Raw genomic sequence first — 19,649 nt, forward strand, 5'->3', positions numbered from 1 at the left:
TATTATTATTACTTCGCGACTATTTGCCTCAACAACAAAAAAGAGATTATTCATTCTAAGGTTGCTTAATCTCAATATTAGGACTAATAAGTCCGATTTGACGAAGAGCCGTTTTTTTATGCCTTTAAAGTGTCATTTAATAGTTAAAAATGAGGCTATACCGTAAAAGAAGTATCAGGTGAACTTTAATATATGAAAGGGAGAACTTGAAAATTAAATGACCATTTGTCATACTTCAATATTAAGAAATAAAAAGGAGCAAGATAAATTTCTTTATCTCACTCCGAGCCAATGATTGAACATTAATGTAAATGAACAACTTAACACTTAAAATTCAATCGCTTATAATAATTGTTAAATGTAAACTTAAAATATTTTTGTGTTTTACTTAATTGATGATTTAATAAATTATTTAAGTTGTAAATCAGTTTTTTTCAATTCAGAAATAATTTCTGCTGTATCATAACAATTAGTAGCAATATTTGAGTATCTTTCCGCTAAACGATAAGCATTGATGTATAATTCAAGACTTTCTTTAGCAATGTCTTCTGCATCTTCTGATTTAGACGGATTAGATTTTACCACTAATTCTGCAAACTTCTCTGGATCAATATTAATTGACATGTAAATTTTACAACTCCTATTATTTTTGTTAAATCTATCTTAACATATGTTGTATACATGCTAAAGTAAATAGATATCTAATTTAAAAAGAGTGAGAATATCCTCTTTTATTATAGCCCTATATGAATTAAACTATTTTTATGAGAGGATGAACATTCAATGAGAATATTATTTATTGGCGATATCGTAGGAAAAGTTGGAAGAAATGCGATTGCTGAATATTTACCTAAAATTAAACAATCTTATAGACCAACTGTAAGTATCGTTAATGCTGAAAATGCAGCACATGGTAAAGGTTTAACTGAAAAATTGTATAAGCAATTATTAAGAGATGGTGTAGATTTCATGACAATGGGCAATCATACATATGGACAACGTGAAATTTATGATTTTATTGATAATGCAAATAGAATGGTTAGACCAGCAAATTTTCCTAGTGAAGCACCTGGTGTAGGTATGAGATTTATTCAAATTAATGATATTAAATTAGCGATTATAAATTTACAAGGACGTTCATTTATGCAAGATATAGATGACCCTTTTAAAAAAGCTGATCAACTAATTGAAGAAGCTAAAAAAGAAACGAATTACATTTTTGTAGATTTCCACGCGGAAACGACATCAGAAAAAAACGCAATGGGATGGTATTTAGATGGTAGAGTCAGTGCGGTAGTTGGAACGCATACACATATTCAAACATCGGATGAACGTGTGCTTCCTAATGGTACGGGTTATATCACAGATGTAGGTATGACAGGGTATTATGACGGAATACTCGGAATTAATCGTGATGAAGTCATTGAACGATTTATCACAAGCTTGCCACAACGTCATGTTGTGCCGAATGATGGCAGAAGTGTTCTTTCAGGTGTTATTATAGATTTAGATAAAGAAGGAAAAACTAAGCATATTGAAAGAATACTCATCAACGACGATCATCCTTTTAATAAATAATTTGAAACCATTCATAGACGATTGGATATAGTCCATTAGTATGAATTTAAATAATTGCCACTGTTGTCATAGTAAGACGGTGGTTATTTTTGTTATGATTTATTATGAATTAATTCCACAGGAGGCATATGATATGAAATCACAAATATCATGGAAAGTGGGCGGACAACAAGGTGAAGGTATCGAATCGACAGGTGAAATTTTTGCCACAGCGATGAACCGTAAAGGTTATTATTTATACGGATATAGACATTTCTCAAGCCGTATTAAAGGCGGACACACTAATAATAAAATTAGAGTATCCACTACACCTGTACATGCAATTAGTGATGATTTGGATATTTTGGTGGCTTTTGACCAAGAAACAATTGAATTGAACCATCATGAAATGCGTGAGGATAGTATTATTATTGCTGATGCAAAGGCGAAACCGACGAAACCTGAAGCGTGTCGTGCTCAACTTATTGAATTACCATTTACTAGCACAGCTAAAGAACTAGGTACTGCACTTATGAAGAATATGGTTGCTGTTGGTGCAACGTGTGCCATCATGGATTTAGATACAACTACATTCGAAACGCTTATAACAAATATGTTTACCAAAAAAGGTGAAAACGTTGTAGCAATGAATATTGAAGCTTTAAATCAAGGTTATGCATTGATGAAAGCACAAATAAATGATTTACAGTTAGATTTTAAATTGCAACCAACGGATAAAGATCCTCATTTATATATGATTGGTAATGATGCAATAGGGTTAGGTGCTATTTCAGCGGGCTCTCGTTTCATGGCTGCCTATCCAATTACACCTGCATCTGAAATAATGGAATATATGATTGCGAACGTACCTAAAGTAGGCGGTACAGTAGTACAAACTGAAGACGAAATTGCTGCAGCTAATATGGCAATTGGTGCTAATTATGCAGGTGTTAGAGCATTTACTGCTAGTGCAGGGCCAGGTCTTTCACTTATGATGGAAGCTATAGGCCTTTCAGGTATGACGGAAACACCATTAGTAATTATTAATACACAACGTGGTGGACCATCAACGGGTTTACCAACTAAACAAGAACAATCTGATCTAATGCAAATGATTTATGGTACGCATGGGGATATACCAAAGATTGTAGTAGCCCCTACCGATGCTGAAGATGCTTTTTATTTAACGATTGAAGCGTTTAACTTAGCTGAAGCATATCAATGTCCAGTAATCGTATTGAGTGATTTACAATTATCATTAGGTAAACAAACGGTTGAACATCTTGATTATAATAAAATTCACATTCAACGAGGCGAATTATTGCAATCTGATATTGAACGTGAAGAGGATGATAAACAATACTTTAGAAGATATGCGTTAACAGGAAATGGTGTATCACCTAGACCTATACCTGGAGTTAAAGGCGGTATACATCATGTGACTGGCGTAGAACACAATGAAGAAGGTAAACCAAGTGAAGCGGCTGAAAATAGACGTCAACAAATGGACAAGAGAATGCGTAAAACAGCAAATCTATTAATTGAAAAACCAGTTGAATTAAATGAACAACACGAAGAAGCCGATATTTTATTTATTGGATTTATATCTAGTAAAGGTGCGATTCAAGAAGGTGCTGAAAGACTTAATGCGCAAGGTTTAAAAGTGAATACTATGCAGATTCGTCAACTTCATCCTATGCCGAAAGATGTTATTCAATCAGCTATTAATAAAGCATCTAAAGTCATTGTTGTTGAACATAATTATCAAGGACAACTTTCAAATATCCTTAAAATGAATACAACTATTCAAGATAAATTGATTAATCAAACTAAATATGATGGTACACCTTTCTTACCTCATGAAATTGAATCTAAAGGGCAAGAAGTAGTAAGTGAAATTAAGGAGTTGGTATAATTGGCTACATTTAAAGATTTTCGTAATAATGTGAAGCCAAATTGGTGTCCAGGTTGTGGCGATTTCTCAGTTCAAGCAGCTATTCAAAAAGCAGCTGCCAACGTCGGATTAGAGCCTGAGGAAGTAGCAATCATTACTGGTATTGGCTGTTCAGGCCGATTATCTGGTTATATTAATTCATACGGCGTACATGGTATACATGGACGCGCATTACCACTAGCACAAGGGGTTAAAATGGCGAACAAGGATTTAACTGTCATTGCCTCTGGTGGTGATGGTGATGGATACGCTATTGGTATGGGACATACTATTCATGCATTAAGACGTAATATGAACATGACGTATATTGTTATGGATAATCAAATTTATGGCTTAACTAAAGGGCAAACCTCTCCATCATCTGCAGTAGGTTTCATAACAAAATCTACGCCTAAAGGTAATATCGAGAAGAATGTTGCACCACTTGAATTAGCATTATCATCAGGTGCAACATTTGTAGCCCAAGGGTTCTCTAGTGATATTAAAGCGTTAACTAAGCTCATTGAAGATGCGATTAATCATGATGGCTTTTCATTTGTAAATGTCTTTTCACCTTGTGTTACTTATAACAAAGTAAATACGTATGATTGGTTTAAAGAACATTTAACAAGCTTAGATGACATAGAAGGCTATGATACGTCTGATAAACAATTAGCTATGAAGACTGTTTTAGATCATGAGTCTTTAGTAAAAGGTATCGTGTATCAAGACACTGAAACCCCGTCATATGAATCTCAAATAGAAGAACTAAATGAAAGTGCATTATCTAAACGAGATATTCATATAACTGAAGAAGATTTCAACAACTTAACTTCTCAATTTGTATAAAAATTTAATTCACTCACTTCTAAACAATGTATGTTTGGAGGTGAGTTTTTTGTATTATGATTTATTCATTATATATATATTTTGAATCGAACATTAGTATTTAGATACTATTAAAATTATTTAGTTTAAGTAATCATTATTAAATTTTAGATAAATACTTTTTAGGAATAAGATTAAGGGAAAAGAAAAGTAACAATAATTTACTTAAGTGAGGTTTCAAAATGGATAAATATCAGTCTATGAGTGAATTGCAAAGTGAAACGATTGAGAATAAAGATTGGGAAATTGTCACTGATAATAGAGATAGCGAAATAACAATTCTAGCGATACATGGCGGTGGAATAGAACCTGCTACTACTGAACTTGCGCGTGTTATTGCTAATGATGGGCAATTTAATTATTTTGCATTTAATGGTATGCGAACAAAAGGGAACAATGAGTTGCACGTAACATCTATTAATTATGATAATGACATTGCTATGGATTTAGTAAAAACAAGTGAACGTGCAATCACAATTCATGGATGTCTTGGTGAAGATGAAATTGCTTATATCGGTGGTAAAGATAATCTTTTAAAAGAGCGTATTGTTGAAGAATTAAGTCAAATTGGTATAGAAGTAAATGAAGCACCTAGTCATATGTCTGGTACTCAAGATAATAATATTGTGAATTGTACAAAAAATGGTGTAGGTGTGCAAATAGAGTTAACGTCTAGTTTGAGAAAATCTTTATTCAAAAATAATAAGAGTAACCGTAAAAGTAGGTTGGACGAATCGAATTGGGACGATAAGATGTTTGATTTGAGTAAAGCAATTAATATAGCAATTACTAAAGGCAATTTTAATTAATGCGTGGTAGAATTAAGGTAATAGAATAGACTGAGGTGATTATTAATGCAAGATACATTAATGAGTATTCAAATCGTTCCAAAAACGCCTAACAACGAAGACGTTATACCTTATGTAGATGAGGCTATCAAAATCATAAATGATTCTGGTCTGCATTTTAGAGTGGGTCCTCTCGAAACGACAGTTCAAGGCGATATGAGTGAATGTTTAATCCTAATTCAGAAATTACATGAACGAATGGTTGAATTAGAATGTCCAAGTATTATTAGTCAAGTTAAGTTTTATCATGTACCAGCTGGTATCACAATTGAAACGTTAACAGGAAAATATGATAGTGAATAAATAGCTTTTGAAGGGGCTAGTACATAAATAATATAATGATGTTATTTTGCAAATTCGCAGTAGCTAACTGAAGTGATAAGGCGCTTAAATCAAGCTTTTTTCAGTTCTAATCAAGGGCCCCAACAAGCAGATCTTCATTAAGAAATACTACAAGCAAAGCAAGATAGGAGTGGACGATGAATTTTAAAAGAATTCTGTCACACTCCTTTTTAAAATGACAAATTTATTAACTATTTTAACTCTTTTTGCACTTTATAATTAATTTTAATATAATGAACTAATGATATTAGGGCATATAGAAAGGAATTTTTTAAAGTGAATGAAGAACAAAGAAAAGCTGGTACGATAAATATCTTAAATGAGCGCGATAAGAAAGTAGAAAAAGATTATAGTAAATACTTCGAAAAAATTTATCAACCACCTAGTTTAAAAGAAGCACGTAAACGAGGTAAACAAGATATTAATTATAATCGTGATTTTCATATAGAAGACAAATACCAAGGAATGGGAAAAGGGCGTACATTCTTAATTAAAACATATGGTTGTCAAATGAATGCACACGATACAGAAGTAATGGCTGGGATTTTACAAGCTTTAGACTATACAGCTACAGATGATATAAATGAAGCGGATGTTATTTTGATTAATACTTGTGCGATTCGTGAAAATGCTGAGAATAAAGTATTTAGTGAAATTGGTAACCTAAAACATTTAAAAAAGAATAGACCTGAAGCATTAATCGGTGTTTGTGGATGCATGTCTCAAGAAGAGTCAGTCGTAAATAAGATACTTAAGTCATATCAAAATGTAGATATGATTTTTGGTACACACAATATCCATAAATTACCAGAAATTTTAGAAGAAGCATATCTTTCTAAAGCAATGGTTGTAGAAGTTTGGTCTAAAGAAGGCGACATTATTGAAAACCTACCAAAAGTTCGTGAAGGCAGTACGAAAGCATGGGTTAATATTATGTATGGTTGTGATAAATTCTGTACATATTGCATTGTGCCATTTACTAGAGGAAAGGAACGTAGTCGTAGACCAGAAGATATCATTGACGAAGTCCGTGGTTTAGCACGAGATGGTTATAAAGAAATCACTTTACTTGGTCAGAATGTGAATTCATATGGTAAAGATATTAAGGATCTAGATTATGGATTAGGAGATTTATTAGAAGATATTTCTAAAATTGATATCCCAAGAGTACGTTTTACTACAAGTCATCCATGGGACTTTACGGATAGAATGATTGAAGTTATAGCTCAAGGTGGAAATATAGTGCCACATATCCATCTGCCTGTGCAATCTGGAAATAATGCTGTATTAAAAATTATGGGACGTAAATATACGAGAGAAAGTTACTTAGATTTGGTACATAGAATTAAAAATGCCATTCCGAATGTCGCATTAACGACAGATATAATTGTTGGATATCCTAACGAAACCGAAGAACAATTCCAAGAAACACTATCATTATATGATGAGGTCCAATTTGAACATGCATATACGTACCTATATTCTCAAAGAGATGGTACGCCAGCTGCTAAAATGAAAGATAATGTACCTGAAGATGTGAAAAAAGAGCGCTTGCAACGTTTAAATAAAAAAGTAGGTCATTATTCTGAAAAAGCGATGAATCAATATGAAGGGCACACGGTAACTGTCTTATGTGAAGGTGTTAGTAAGAAAGATGATACGGTTCTAGCCGGTTATACTGAGAAGAATAAATTAGTAAACTTTAAAGGTCCACGTGAGGCAATCGGAAAATTAGTAGACGTTGAAATTGATGAAACAAAACAATATTCATTAAATGGTACATTCAAAGAATTTCATAGTGCACCAATGGTGACCAATTAAATGTATAGCAAGGATGAAATTTTAAAACAAGCCGATCAACTCACAAATAAAATTAAAGATTTAGACCTTATAAAATCATATCAAAATATAGAAAAACAAATTCATGAAAATCATAATATTGAAAATAAAATGAACCGTTTAAAAAAACAACAAAAGCAGTCAGTTAATTTTCAAAATTACGGTAAACAACACGCCTATCAACAATCAGAAGATGAGATTGAAGCTTTAGAACATGAAATTAATGAATTACCAATAGTTGAGGAATTTCGCTCTGCACAATATGAAGCGAATGATTTATTACAACTGATGATAAGTACTATGGAAGATCGTTTAAACGAACATAATGAAGATGAACATAAGGAATAATATAAGAAAGGGATAAGCACTATGAACAATAGAAAACTAACACTTACAGCATTGTTGATTGCCACTAACGTTGTGTTAAGTAGTTTTATTATCATTCCATTGGGACCTATAAAAGCAGCACCTGTGCAACATTTTATCAATGTATTATGTGCAGTATTTGTGGGACCATGGTATGGTTTAGCTCAAGCACTCATCTCATCAATCTTAAGAAATTTATTTGGCACTGGTAGCTTTTTCGCATTTCCAGGAAGTATGATTGGTGTGCTTTTAGCCAGCGTATTTTATATGTACAGGAAACATATTTTTATGGCTGCTGTTGGTGAAGTAATTGGTACTGGTATAATAGGAAGTTTGTTATGTATTCCAATTGCATGGTTCTTAGGCATGCAAGATTTCTTTGTTAAACCATTAATGATAGCATTTATTATTTCAAGTTTTATAGGTGCTGCGATTAGTTATTTCTTACTTTTTATGTTGAAAAAACGAGGATTACTGGATAAGTTTAAAAAATAATACTTTGTGGATGAAGAGTTGTTTTAATTAATTTGAGATTATCATTTTCAAAAGAAAGAGGCAGACGTTTAAAAAATGTCTATATTCTTAATTTTGTTATGATAATCTTTTTTTATTGATCATTGTGATAAATAAATTTTGCAATAGTATATAAAGTTAAATTAAATGAACTCACGAGCGTTGTAACATTTCATATGTTAAAATATATAAGTTAAAAGTACGTTATAATTCGGAAAAATATAGTAAGGTTGTGAAAATATGTCGAATACGACACCGATGATGCAACAATATTTGAAAATTAAATCGCAATATCAAGATTGTTTATTATTCTTTAGATTAGGCGATTTTTATGAAATGTTTTTTGAGGATGCAAAAGAAGCGTCTAGAGTATTAGAAATTACATTGACTAAAAGAGATGCTAAAAAAGAAAATCCAATTCCTATGTGTGGCGTACCTTATCACTCTGCGAATAGCTATATTGAAACGTTAATAAATAATGGCTACAAAGTAGCAATATGTGAACAAATGGAAGATCCTAAGCAAACGAAAGGTATGGTAAAACGAGAAGTAGTTAGAGTAGTAACACCTGGAACAGTAATGGAACAAGGTGGTATGGATGAGAACCAAAATAACTATATTTTAAGTTTTATTAAACAAGATAGTAGCTATGCCTTAAGTTATTGTGATATTTCAACTGGTGAATTAAAAGCTACTCAAATTGAAGATGAAGATACTTTAATAAATGAAATTGTAACTATAAATCCTAACGAAATCGTTGTTAATCAAGAAATTAATGAAAGTCTTAAAAAGCAAATCTATTTAACAACAGAAACAATAACTGTTAGAGAAACAATTTCGGATGCTTCATATGAGGTTAATCAACTAACTGATCATCATACGTATCAAGCTACTCAATTATTACTCGACTATGTATATCATACACAAAAGAGAGATCTATCTCATTTAGAGAATGCAATCACATATGCTGCAGTTGATTTCATGAAGATGGATTACTACGCTAAAAGAAATTTAGAATTAACTGAAAGTATAAGATTAAAATCTAAAAAAGGCACGCTTTTATGGTTAATGGATGAAACGAAAACACCAATGGGGGCGCGTCGACTTAAGCAATGGATAGACAGACCTTTAATTAATAAAGAAAGAGTAGAAGAGAGACTAAATATAGTTGAATCATTCATGAATCACTTCATTGAAAGAGATACGTTAAGAGGTTATTTAAATCAAGTTTATGATATAGAACGATTAGTAGGTCGCGTAAGTTATGGTAACGTCAATGCACGTGATTTAATTCAACTTAAACATTCAATTTCTGAGATTCCTAATATTAAAGCACTTCTCGAAAGTATGAATGATGTTGCAACAAACCAATTTAGTTCTCTTGAACCATTAGAAGATTTATTGCAAGTATTAGAAGACAGTTTAATTGAAGAACCACCTATTTCCATTAAGGATGGTGGTCTGTTTAAACATGGCTTTAGTAAACAATTAGATGAATTCTTAGAGGCCTCTAAGAATGGTAAAGATTGGTTGGCAAAGTTACAAGCTAAAGAACGAGAACGAACAGGAATTAAATCACTTAAAATTAGTTATAACAAAGTATTTGGTTATTTTATAGAAATTACACGAGCAAACTTACAAGGATTTGAACCGAATGAATATGGTTATCACCGTAAGCAAACTTTATCTAATGCTGAGCGTTTTATAACAGATGAGTTAAAAGAAAAAGAAGATATTATTTTAGGTGCTGAAGATAAAGCAGTAGAACTTGAGTATCAACTTTTTGTTCGTTTAAGAGAACATATTAAAACTTATACGGAAAGACTTCAAAAGCAGGCTAAAATTATTTCTGAACTTGATTGTTTGCAAAGTTTTGCTGAAATTGCACAAAAATACAACTATGTTAGACCTGAATTTAGTGATAATAAAACATTAAAATTAGAAAACTCACGTCACCCTGTGGTTGAACGTGTAATGGACTATAATGACTACGTTCCTAATGATTGTGAATTAGACAAAGACAACTTTATTTATCTTATCACTGGTCCTAATATGTCAGGTAAGTCAACTTACATGAGACAGGTTGCAATCATCAGTATTATGGCTCAAATGGGGGCATATGTTCCTTGTGATAAGGCAACATTGCCAATATTTGATCAAATCTTTACTCGAATTGGTGCTGCAGATGATTTAGTATCAGGGAAAAGTACATTTATGGTAGAGATGTTAGAAGCACAAAAAGCATTAACATATGCGACTGAAAATAGTCTAATCATTTTCGATGAAATTGGTAGAGGTACTTCGACGTATGATGGCTTAGCTCTAGCCCAAGCCATGATTGAGTATGTTGCTCAAACGTCTCATGCAAAAACGTTATTCTCAACGCATTATCATGAATTAACCACATTAGATCAAGCACTACCAAGCCTTAAAAATGTACACGTTGCCGCTGATGAATATCAAGGAGAGTTGATCTTCTTACATAAAGTAAAAGATGGGGCTGTTGATGATAGTTATGGTATTCAAGTAGCTAAACTGGCTAACTTACCAGATGATGTGATTAATCGTGCGCAAGTGATTTTAGATGCTTTCGAACAACATCAAAACGCCAATGATTATGAAAAAACTAGTAATTCAGTGCTTAAGGAATCGGTGTCAGTCGAAAGCCACGATATTAACGCTACACAAAATAAAAAAGATAGCGATAAAAAAGCACAAACTGACAATCATGGACCAAGCAATGAATTTGAACAAGCATCATTTAATCTATTCGATTCAGAACCAACAGTAAGTGAAATCGAGGAAGAGATTAAAAAACTTAATATATCAAATATGACACCTATTGAAGCATTACTTAAACTAAGTGAATTACAAAATCAATTGAGATAGAGGTGTTGGAAAATGGGCAAAATTAAGGAACTACAAACGTCTCTTGCGAATAAAATAGCCGCTGGTGAAGTAGTAGAGCGTCCAAGCTCAGTTGTGAAAGAATTGTTAGAAAATGCAATCGATGCACAATCTACTGAAATTAATATTGAAGTAGAACAATCAGGCATTTCTTCTATTAGAGTCGTAGATAATGGTACTGGTATTGAACAAGATGACTTAGATTTAGTATTTCATAGACATGCAACAAGTAAGTTAGATGCAGATGATGATTTATTTCACATTAGAACATTAGGTTTTCGTGGTGAGGCATTAGCAAGTATATCTTCAGTAGCTAAAGTTACGCTTAAGACGTGTACAGATAGTGAGAATGGTCATGAAATCTATGCCGAAAATGGCGAAATTTTAAGTCGTAAACCAGCTAAAGCTAAAAAAGGTACCGACATCACAGTAGCTTCACTATTCTACAATACACCAGCTCGCCTAAAATATATAAAAAGTTTATATACAGAGTTAGGTAAAATTACAGATATCGTCAATCGTATGGCAATGAGTCATCCCGATATACGTATTTCTTTAATATCAGATGGAAAAACATTGTTGAAAACTAACGGTTCCGGTAAAACAAATGAAGTTATGGCTGAAATCTACGGTATAAAAGTTGCAAAAGATTTAGTACATATTCAAGGTGATACGAGTGATTATCACTTAGAAGGTTTCGTAGCTAAACCAGAGCACTCAAGAAGTAATAAGCATTATATTTCAATATTTATTAATGGTAGATATATTAAAAACTTTGTACTCAATAAGGCAATTATTGAAGGGTATCATACATTACTTACAATTGGACGTTATCCGATTTGTTACTTAAATATCGAAATGGATCCAATACTCGTAGATGTGAATGTTCATCCAACTAAATTAGAAGTCAGATTATCAAAAGAAGAACAATTATATCAATTAATTGTTGAGAAAATTCGAGAAGCTTTCAAGGATAGAATTTTAATTCCGCAAAATGATTTGGATAGAAGACCTAAAAAAAATAAAGTATTAAATCAATTTGAACAACAAAAAATAGACTTTGAGAGACGTCAACAGAATTTGAATCAAGAGACTGCGACTCCAACCTATAAGACATCTAGTGATTCTAATGACGATCACTTAAATGAATCAAATTATGAGTACGATGCTCCAGATAATAAAGATAGCATAAATGAAAGTACGGAAAGCATCGTTCACAATAATAAACGCGCCGATGACAAAGATTACTTCCAAATTCAAAAAGAAATTTTGAATGAAATGGATAGTGATACGACTAATCCAGATAATCAGGATATAAATTACGCAACAAAAGGCGCATCAGAAGCAAATATGAGTGATGAAATAGCGCCAAAAAATCAACAAACATTATATCAATCACAAGATAGCAATGATATTAAAGGAAAGGTAAGTAACACACCATCGCGACGTGTTCCATATATGGAAGTTGTCGGCCAGGTACATGGAACTTATATTATTGCCCAAAATGAAAACGGCATGTTTATGATTGATCAGCATGCTGCTCAAGAACGTATTAAATATGAATATTTTAGAGAAAAAATTGGCGAAGTGACGAATGAAGTCCAAGATTTGTTGATACCATTAACATTTCACTTTTCAAAAGATGAACAAATGATTATAGACCAATATCAAGAAGAATTAGACAAAGTTGGCGTTCATTTAGAGCACTTTGGCGGTCATGATTATATCGTGAATAGTTACCCTGTTTGGTTCCCAAAAGCGGAAGCGGAAGAAATTATTCAAGATATGGTTGAGTTGGTATTAAATGATAAAAAAATAAGTGTAAAAAAAATGCGTGAAGATGCTGCGATTATGATGAGTTGTAAGAAATCAATTAAGGCAAATCATTATTTAAAAAATAATGAGATGGCGGATTTGATTGATCAATTACGTGAAGCGGAAGATCCATTCACATGTCCGCACGGCAGACCTATTATCATCAACTTCTCGAATTATGAACTAGAAAAATTATTTAAACGCGTCATGTAGAGAGGAAAATGCTTATGAAAGAATACGTTTTACCTGCGATACGTAATATGAAAGACTTAGAGAAATTAATAAAAACAGATTATAAAATATGTGTGCTATTAGATATGCATATTGGTCATTTGAAAAGTGTTATGGCGCTGCTAAAGGCGAATCAAATTGAAGCCTATATTCATATCGATTTAATTAAAGGTATGGCTGTCGATGAATATGCTTGTGAATATATCATTCAAACGTATAGTCCTAAAGGCATCGTTTCTACCAAATCTAAAGTAATTCAAAAAGCTAAATCGTTAAATAAGTTAACGATTTTCAGGGTGTTTATTATAGATAGTCAAGCCTTAAGTAGAAGTATTAACTTAATTAAGAAAGTTGAGCCTGATTATGTAGAAGTATTACCTGGTATAGCGCATAAAGTTGTTAAAATCATTGATGAAGAAACTGCTTCAAAAGTCATTGCAGGTGGTTTGATTAATGAAGAAAGCGAAATAACTCAGGCACTTAATAGCGGTGCGAGTTACGTTACAACCAGTAACCGTGCATTATGGTAATTCGTACTGCCATCAATCCATCTTCTTTCTTAATTTTATAAAATGAGTACAATCAATTTTAGGAATACTTAAATGTGACAAAATTTCAACGAAAGTATTGACAACGCTTACAAACTTTCTGTATGATTTAAACAAGTTAATATAAAGATTAAGAGACGAAGAGATTTCTGCAATGCCTTTATTAGCGCCTTTGTAGGAATCTTTTTGTCTTATAGGAGGATTCATCATGAATGTTTATTTAGCAGAATTTTTAGGTACTGCTATTCTAATTCTTTTCGGTGGTGGCGTTTGTGCTAACGTTAATTTGAAGCGAAGCGCTGGTCAGGACTCTGACTGGATCGTTATTGCAGCAGGTTGGGGACTAGCTGTATCTATGGGTGTTTACGCAGTTGGGAAATTTTCAGGAGCACATTTAAATCCAGCGGTGACTATTGCTCTAGCGATGGATGGCGGTTTTAGTTGGGCGCAAGTACCAGGTTACATAATCTGTCAAATGCTTGGAGGTATTGTAGGTGGTGTGCTCGTTTGGTTAATGTATTTACCGCATTGGAAAGCAACAGAAGATAAAGGTGCGAAGTTAGGTGTATTTTCTACAGCGCCAGCAATTAAGAACTATTTTGCAAACTTTTTGAGTGAAATTATTGGTACAGCGATTCTTTGCCTAGGTATTTTATTTATTGGTGTTAATAAAATTGCCGATGGATTAAATCCGCTTATCGTTGGTGCCTTAATCGTTGCAATTGGACTAAGTTTAGGTGGTCCTACTGGCTATGCCATCAATCCTGCACGTGATTTAGGACCAAGAATTGCACATGCAATGCTACCAATAGCTGGTAAAGGTGGTTCTAACTGGGGCTATGCTATAGTACCCGTATTGGGGCCTATTGCAGGAGGTATGTTAGGAGCAGTTATTTATAAAGTCTTCTACAAAGGACAATTTGATTTGATTTGTGCAGTTGGTATTTTACTAGTTATCGTTACATTAGTGCTTGGTTTGGCACTGAATAAAGCTAATAAATCAAATGATATTGAATCAATTTATTAATTAACATCTTACATTTATGATTAATTTTTTGGAAAAGTGCTATAACTATAGTACACTTCCTTAATATTCAAATTCTTTAACAATTGTTTATTCATATAGCAGAAAGGGAGAAAATTTATGGAAAAATACATCATGTCGATAGACCAAGGAACAACAAGTTCAAGAGCTATCTTATTTGATAAAGAAGGCGACATCAAAGGTATTGCACAAAGAGAATTCAAACAATACTTCCCTAAATCAGGTTGGGTAGAACACGACGCTAATGAAATTTGGACTTCAGTATTAGCAGTTATGGCAGAAGTGTTAAATGAAAATGAAATTAACGCTGATCAAGTTGAGGGTATTGGTATCACAAACCAACGTGAAACGACAGTTATTTGGGATAAAAATACAGGACGTCCAATTTATCATGCAATTGTATGGCAATCTCGTCAAACACAAGCAATCTGTCATGAATTAAAAGAGCAAGGACATGAAGAAACGTTCCGTAATAAAACAGGTTTATTATTAGACCCATACTTTGCTGGAACGAAGGTGAAATGGATTCTTGATAACGTTGATGGCGCTAGAGAAAAAGCTGAAAATGGCGACTTATTATTTGGCACAATTGATACTTGGCTCGTGTGGAAATTGTCTGGTGGAGAAGCACATATTACAGACTATTCAAATGCGAGTCGTACACTAATGTATAATATTTATGATTTAAAATGGGATGAAGAACTTCTTGAATTATTAAGTGTACCTAAACAATTGTTACCAGAAGTTAAACCATCTAGTGAAATTTACGCACATACAAGAGACTATCATTTCTTTGGCCAAAAAGTACCGATTTCAGGTATCGCTGGTGACCAACAAGCTGCACTATTTGGACAAGCATGTTTCGAACGTGGAGATGTGAAAAACACGTATGGTACTGGTGGCTTTATGTTAATGAATACTGGAGAAGAACCAGTTAAATCTGAAAGTGGATTATTAACTACTATTGCGTATGGTTTAGATGGTAAAGTTAATTATGCACTTGAAGGCTCTATCTTTGTTTCAGGATCAGCAATCCAATGGTTACGTGATGGTTTAAGAATTATAAATTCAGCGCCTCAATCTGAGAACTATGCGACTCGCGTTGATTCTACTGATAATGTTTATTTCGTACCAGCATTCGTTGGATTAGGTACGCCTTACTGGGATTCAGAAGCAAGAGGTGCCATCTTCGGTTTGAGCCGTGGTACTGAAAAAGAACACTTCATTCGAGCAACATTAGAATCATTATGTTATCAAACACGTGATGTTATGGAAGCGATGTCTAAAGATTCTAAAATTGAAGTGAACAATTTACGTGTTGATGGCGGTGCAGTTAAAAATAACTTTATCATGCAATTCCAAGCAGATATTGTTAATACTGCAGTAGAGCGCCCAGAAATTCAAGAAACTACAGCATTAGGCGCTGCTTATTTAGCGGGATTAGCAGTTGGATTCTGGGATAGTAAAGATGAAATCGCAAATAGATGGCAATTAGAAACAGAATTTACACCACAGATGTCTGAAGAAGACAGAACTAAGTTATATAAAGGTTGGAAAAAAGCAGTTGAAGCTACTCAGGTCTTTAAATTAGAAGATTAATCTCTAAACATGGCTTAGTTTATTGAAGTGTGATATGATTAAATTAAGTTAATAAATTAGTCGAGATTTGAGAGACCTGTTTCATACAGTTTGATTCTGTATGGATAGGTCTCTCTTTTTTCACAAAAATAAAATATCGGAGGGGTATATTTATGGCTTTATCAACTTTAAATAGAGAAGTAATTAAGAAAAATTTACAAAATGAAGAATATGATGTCGTAATCATCGGAGGTGGTATCACAGGTGCAGGGATTGCGTTAGATGCGTCTCAACGTGGTATGAAAGTAGCATTAGTAGAAATGCAAGATTTTGCTCAAGGTACAAGTTCACGTTCTACTAAATTAGTTCATGGTGGATTAAGATATTTAAAACAAGCACAAATCAAAGTTGTAGCTGAAACTGGTAAAGAACGTGCGATTGTTTATGAAAATGGTCCACACGTAACGACACCAGAATGGATGTTACTACCAATGCACAAAGGTGGTACTTTCGGTAAATTCACAACAAACTTAGGTTTAACAGCATATGATCGCTTAGCCGGTGTAAAAAAATACGAACGTAAAAAAATGTTGAGTAAAAAACAAACATTAAACAAAGAACCATTAGTGAAAAAAGATGGTTTAAAAGGTGGCGGTTATTATGTTGAATACCGTACTGATGATGCACGTTTAACAATTGAAGTTATGAAACGTGCCGAAGAAAATGGTGCAGAAGTTTTAAATCATACGAAATCAACAGATTTCATTTACGATGGAAAATCTAAAGTGAGAGGTATTGAAGTTCAAGATTTACTAACTGGTGAAATGTACCAAATCAATGCTAAAAAAGTCATTAACGCTGCAGGTCCTTGGGTAGATGAAGTTCGCAAAAAAGATTACACGCGTAACAATAAACAATTACGTTTAACTAAAGGTGTTCATGTTGTCATTGATCAATCTAAATTCCCGTTAAGACAAGCGGTTTATTTCGATACTGAAAAAGATGGACGAATGATTTTTGCCATTCCACGTGAAGGTAAAGCGTATGTCGGAACAACTGATACGTTCTATGATAATGACAAAACAAAACCATTAACAACACAAGAAGATAGAGATTATCTTATTGATGCAATTAACTATATGTTCCCAGACGTAAATGTAAAAGATGAAGATATCGAATCAACTTGGGCTGGAGTTAGACCGTTAATATTAGAAGATGGAAAAGATCCTTCTGAAATTTCACGTAAAGATGAAATTTGGGAAGGTAAATCAGGTCTTTTAACGATTGCTGGTGGTAAATTAACAGGTTACCGTCACATGGCTTTAGAAATTGTCGATTTATTAGCAAAACGTTTAAAACAAGAATACAAATTAACATTTGATGACTGTAAAACGAAACATACACCGATTTCTGGTGGTGATGTAGGCGGAAGTGCAAACTTTGAAAATTACGTAGCACGTAAAGTTGAAGAAGGTAAGGCAATTGGTCTTCAAGCTGATGTTGCTGAACGTTTAGCTTCTAAATATGGTTCTAACGTTGATAAATTATTTAACATTGCACAAATAGCACAAGACAAAACATTAAATTTACCACTAGAAATGTACGTTGAATTAGTATATAGCGTTCAAAATGAAATGGTTTATAAACCAACAGATTTCTTAATTCGTAGAACAGGTAAATTGTATTTCAATATTAACCAAGTAAAACAATATAAAGATGCAGTCGTTGAAGAGCTTGCTAAATTACTGAATTATACTCAAAGTCAACGAAATGAATTTACTAAAGAAATTAATATTGCGATTGAAGAAGCAACACACGGCAATGAACAACTTGCAGTTCTAAAATAAAATTTAAAATGGATGTTTTGAGAATTTAACACCTATATGCGTGTATTAAATGAAACATCAAAGTCATTAAAAATATGAATATTTAGTAACTGACTGAACTGAGCGCGTACTTAAACCAAGGTTTCTCAGTTCAAGTCATCCTTGCGGGGGTAGGACAACGATTTTAAAAAAATCTGTTCTACTCCCGCTTTAGTGTTCCAAAAGTAAGATTATTGGCGGAGACATCTTACCTAAGGGAATTTCACTGGAAAATGTCACTAATATAGAGTGATTTTATAGGCAAAGTAAGATGGGGAGGACAACGATTTCAAGATGAATTCAGACTTGCGTCTATAAAGATGCAATTGAAGTTGTTAAAATGAGTCTAACAATTTGATAACATTAAGAATGACAGGTATATTTAAAGGAATATAGGACATTAAGGTTAAGTAATTAATTTTGCAAGGAGGCATATGCGTGAGTCAACAATCATTCAAAATTACCGTTGAAGACGGCACTATGATAGAAGTTAAAGTAGATAAAGCGAAGATAGCAACATTTGGTGTCGTTCATATCTTTCACGGAATGGCTGAGCATATGGATCGTTATGAATCACTTGTGCAGGCATTGACGCATCAGGGATACGATGTTATACGACACAATCATCGAGGACACGGTATCGATATAGTTGAAAGTGAAAGAGGTCATTACAATGACATGCATACCATAGCCCAAGATGCTTATGAAATAGCTCAAACACTCCATAGTTCAGATAGCAATATTCCATATATCATTTTAGGACATTCAATGGGTTCAATTATTGCTCGTTTGTTCGTAGAGAAATATCCAGATGTTGCACAAGGCTTAATACTTACAGGTACTGGTCAATATCCTAAATACAAAGGAATTCCAGCCATAATTGCGTTAAAATTAATCACACTTATTTGTGGAAAGCGTAACCGATTAGAATGGGTGAATCAATTTGTTTATAAATCATTTAATAAGAAAATAGATCAACCTGAAACAAAGAGCGATTGGCTATCCTCTAAGCGTGATGAAATTAACAAATTTGTTAACGATGATTATACGGGTTTCTTAGTATCTAACCAACTAATCTATCAAACAGTGAAACATATGATAAGTACGGCTAATAATAAGCAACTCAAAAAAATGAACGCCCAGTTACCAATACTACTTATCTCTGGTAAGGAGGATCCATTTGGTGACTATGGTAAAGGTATACGGAAGTTGGGAAAAAAATTCAAACGTGCAGGCATCAACCATATAACAGTTCAACTTTATGCGAATAGAAGACATGAAATTTTATTTGAAGATGATAAGGAAATGATATGGACGCATATGTTTGACTGGATTCAGAAACAAGTAATAAAGAAAAATTGAAGTGAGGGATAA

At 33.2% G+C, this 19,649-nt stretch carries 16 protein-coding genes; 15 read left to right on the plus strand and 1 reads right to left on the minus strand.

The features are described 5' to 3' along the window. Positions 1 to 408 precede the first annotated feature (408 nt). Entirely contained in the window at positions 409 to 624 is a 216-nt protein-coding gene (locus KA828_RS00735; RefSeq protein WP_053029342.1) for a hypothetical protein, read from the minus strand. Positions 625 to 783: 159 nt separating this feature from the next. On the opposite strand from KA828_RS00735, the gene KA828_RS00740 reads away from it, so the two are divergent. The 15 genes from KA828_RS00740 (at position 784) to KA828_RS00810 (ending at position 19,637) form a co-directional block, all read left to right on the plus strand. Further along, complete coding sequence (locus KA828_RS00740; RefSeq protein ID WP_053029343.1) at positions 784 to 1,578, plus strand: TIGR00282 family metallophosphoesterase; 795 nt, start codon at positions 784 to 786, stop codon at positions 1,576 to 1,578. Positions 1,579 to 1,711: 133 nt separating this feature from the next. Next, complete coding sequence (locus tag KA828_RS00745) at positions 1,712 to 3,472, plus strand: 2-oxoacid:acceptor oxidoreductase subunit alpha (RefSeq protein WP_070855548.1); 1,761 nt, start codon at positions 1,712 to 1,714, stop codon at positions 3,470 to 3,472. Next, positions 3,473 to 4,339, plus strand: coding sequence for a 2-oxoacid:ferredoxin oxidoreductase subunit beta (locus KA828_RS00750; protein WP_053029345.1), 867 nt, complete (start codon positions 3,473 to 3,475; stop codon positions 4,337 to 4,339). It abuts the gene before it with no gap. A 221-nt stretch (positions 4,340 to 4,560) separates the two neighbouring features. Further along, positions 4,561 to 5,187: a poly-gamma-glutamate hydrolase family protein gene (locus KA828_RS00755; RefSeq protein ID WP_193839404.1), complete on the plus strand. Its 627-nt coding sequence runs from the start codon at positions 4,561 to 4,563 to the stop codon at positions 5,185 to 5,187. 45 nt (positions 5,188 to 5,232) lie between these two features. Beyond that, a complete protein-coding gene (locus KA828_RS00760; protein WP_053029347.1) occupies positions 5,233 to 5,529 on the plus strand; it encodes a thiamine-binding protein in 297 nt (98 codons plus the stop codon). A gap of 315 nt (positions 5,530 to 5,844) precedes the next feature. After that, the gene (gene miaB, locus KA828_RS00765) at positions 5,845 to 7,389 is read left to right on the plus strand and encodes a tRNA (N6-isopentenyl adenosine(37)-C2)-methylthiotransferase MiaB (protein ID WP_070855550.1); all 1,545 of its coding nucleotides are present in this window, start codon (positions 5,845 to 5,847) and stop codon (positions 7,387 to 7,389) included. Continuing rightward, positions 7,390 to 7,755 carry a YlbF/YmcA family competence regulator gene (locus tag KA828_RS00770; RefSeq protein WP_075109061.1) on the plus strand — a complete coding sequence of 122 codons (366 nt, stop codon included), beginning with the start codon at positions 7,390 to 7,392 and terminating at the stop codon, positions 7,753 to 7,755. 21 nt (positions 7,756 to 7,776) lie between these two features. After that, a complete protein-coding gene (gene thiW, locus KA828_RS00775) occupies positions 7,777 to 8,268 on the plus strand; it encodes an energy coupling factor transporter S component ThiW (RefSeq protein WP_210125212.1) in 492 nt (163 codons plus the stop codon). Between the two features lie 258 nt (positions 8,269 to 8,526). Then, on the plus strand, positions 8,527 to 11,175 hold the full coding sequence (gene mutS / locus KA828_RS00780; RefSeq protein ID WP_210125213.1) for a DNA mismatch repair protein MutS: 2,649 nt from the start codon (positions 8,527 to 8,529) through the stop codon (positions 11,173 to 11,175). Positions 11,176 to 11,187: 12 nt separating this feature from the next. Continuing rightward, positions 11,188 to 13,221, plus strand: a complete 2,034-nt coding sequence (mutL, locus tag KA828_RS00785; protein WP_075109058.1) for a DNA mismatch repair endonuclease MutL — start codon at positions 11,188 to 11,190, stop codon at positions 13,219 to 13,221. Between the two features lie 14 nt (positions 13,222 to 13,235). Continuing rightward, a complete protein-coding gene (locus KA828_RS00790) occupies positions 13,236 to 13,769 on the plus strand; it encodes a glycerol-3-phosphate responsive antiterminator (protein WP_053029353.1) in 534 nt (177 codons plus the stop codon). A 226-nt stretch (positions 13,770 to 13,995) separates the two neighbouring features. Then, on the plus strand, positions 13,996 to 14,814 hold the full coding sequence (locus tag KA828_RS00795) for an MIP/aquaporin family protein (RefSeq protein WP_053029354.1): 819 nt from the start codon (positions 13,996 to 13,998) through the stop codon (positions 14,812 to 14,814). Positions 14,815 to 14,931: 117 nt separating this feature from the next. Next, positions 14,932 to 16,431 (plus strand): glycerol kinase GlpK, encoded by a 1,500-nt coding sequence (gene glpK, locus KA828_RS00800; protein WP_075109057.1) that lies wholly within the window; start codon positions 14,932 to 14,934, stop codon positions 16,429 to 16,431. Positions 16,432 to 16,583: 152 nt separating this feature from the next. Further along, positions 16,584 to 18,257: a glycerol-3-phosphate dehydrogenase/oxidase gene (locus tag KA828_RS00805; RefSeq protein WP_075109056.1), complete on the plus strand. Its 1,674-nt coding sequence runs from the start codon at positions 16,584 to 16,586 to the stop codon at positions 18,255 to 18,257. 456 nt (positions 18,258 to 18,713) lie between these two features. Further along, positions 18,714 to 19,637 (plus strand): alpha/beta fold hydrolase, encoded by a 924-nt coding sequence (locus tag KA828_RS00810; protein ID WP_210125214.1) that lies wholly within the window; start codon positions 18,714 to 18,716, stop codon positions 19,635 to 19,637. Positions 19,638 to 19,649: the final 12 nt, after the last annotated feature.

The organism is Staphylococcus sp. GDY8P85P, from assembly GCF_017892405.1.
Lineage (GTDB): Bacteria > Bacillota > Bacilli > Staphylococcales > Staphylococcaceae > Staphylococcus > Staphylococcus borealis.

What these genes read in the sequence shown, in the direction of transcription:
- KA828_RS00805 (WP_075109056.1), top strand. Translation starts at nt 16,584, where the DNA reads ATGGCTTTATCAACTTTAAATAGAGAAGTAATTAAGAAAAATTTACAA.
- KA828_RS00795 (WP_053029354.1), top strand. Translation starts at nt 13,996, where the DNA reads ATGAATGTTTATTTAGCAGAATTTTTAGGTACTGCTATTCTAATTCTT.
- KA828_RS00755 (WP_193839404.1), top strand. Translation starts at nt 4,561, where the DNA reads ATGGATAAATATCAGTCTATGAGTGAATTGCAAAGTGAAACGATTGAG.
- glpK (WP_075109057.1), top strand. Translation starts at nt 14,932, where the DNA reads ATGGAAAAATACATCATGTCGATAGACCAAGGAACAACAAGTTCAAGA.
- KA828_RS00760 (WP_053029347.1), top strand. Translation starts at nt 5,233, where the DNA reads ATGCAAGATACATTAATGAGTATTCAAATCGTTCCAAAAACGCCTAAC.
- thiW (WP_210125212.1), top strand. Translation starts at nt 7,777, where the DNA reads ATGAACAATAGAAAACTAACACTTACAGCATTGTTGATTGCCACTAAC.
- KA828_RS00745 (WP_070855548.1), top strand. Translation starts at nt 1,712, where the DNA reads ATGAAATCACAAATATCATGGAAAGTGGGCGGACAACAAGGTGAAGGT.
- mutL (WP_075109058.1), top strand. Translation starts at nt 11,188, where the DNA reads ATGGGCAAAATTAAGGAACTACAAACGTCTCTTGCGAATAAAATAGCC.
- KA828_RS00740 (WP_053029343.1), top strand. Translation starts at nt 784, where the DNA reads ATGAGAATATTATTTATTGGCGATATCGTAGGAAAAGTTGGAAGAAAT.
- mutS (WP_210125213.1), top strand. Translation starts at nt 8,527, where the DNA reads ATGTCGAATACGACACCGATGATGCAACAATATTTGAAAATTAAATCG.
- KA828_RS00735 (WP_053029342.1), bottom strand. Translation starts at nt 624, where the DNA reads ATGTCAATTAATATTGATCCAGAGAAGTTTGCAGAATTAGTGGTAAAA.
- KA828_RS00790 (WP_053029353.1), top strand. Translation starts at nt 13,236, where the DNA reads ATGAAAGAATACGTTTTACCTGCGATACGTAATATGAAAGACTTAGAG.
- KA828_RS00770 (WP_075109061.1), top strand. Translation starts at nt 7,390, where the DNA reads ATGTATAGCAAGGATGAAATTTTAAAACAAGCCGATCAACTCACAAAT.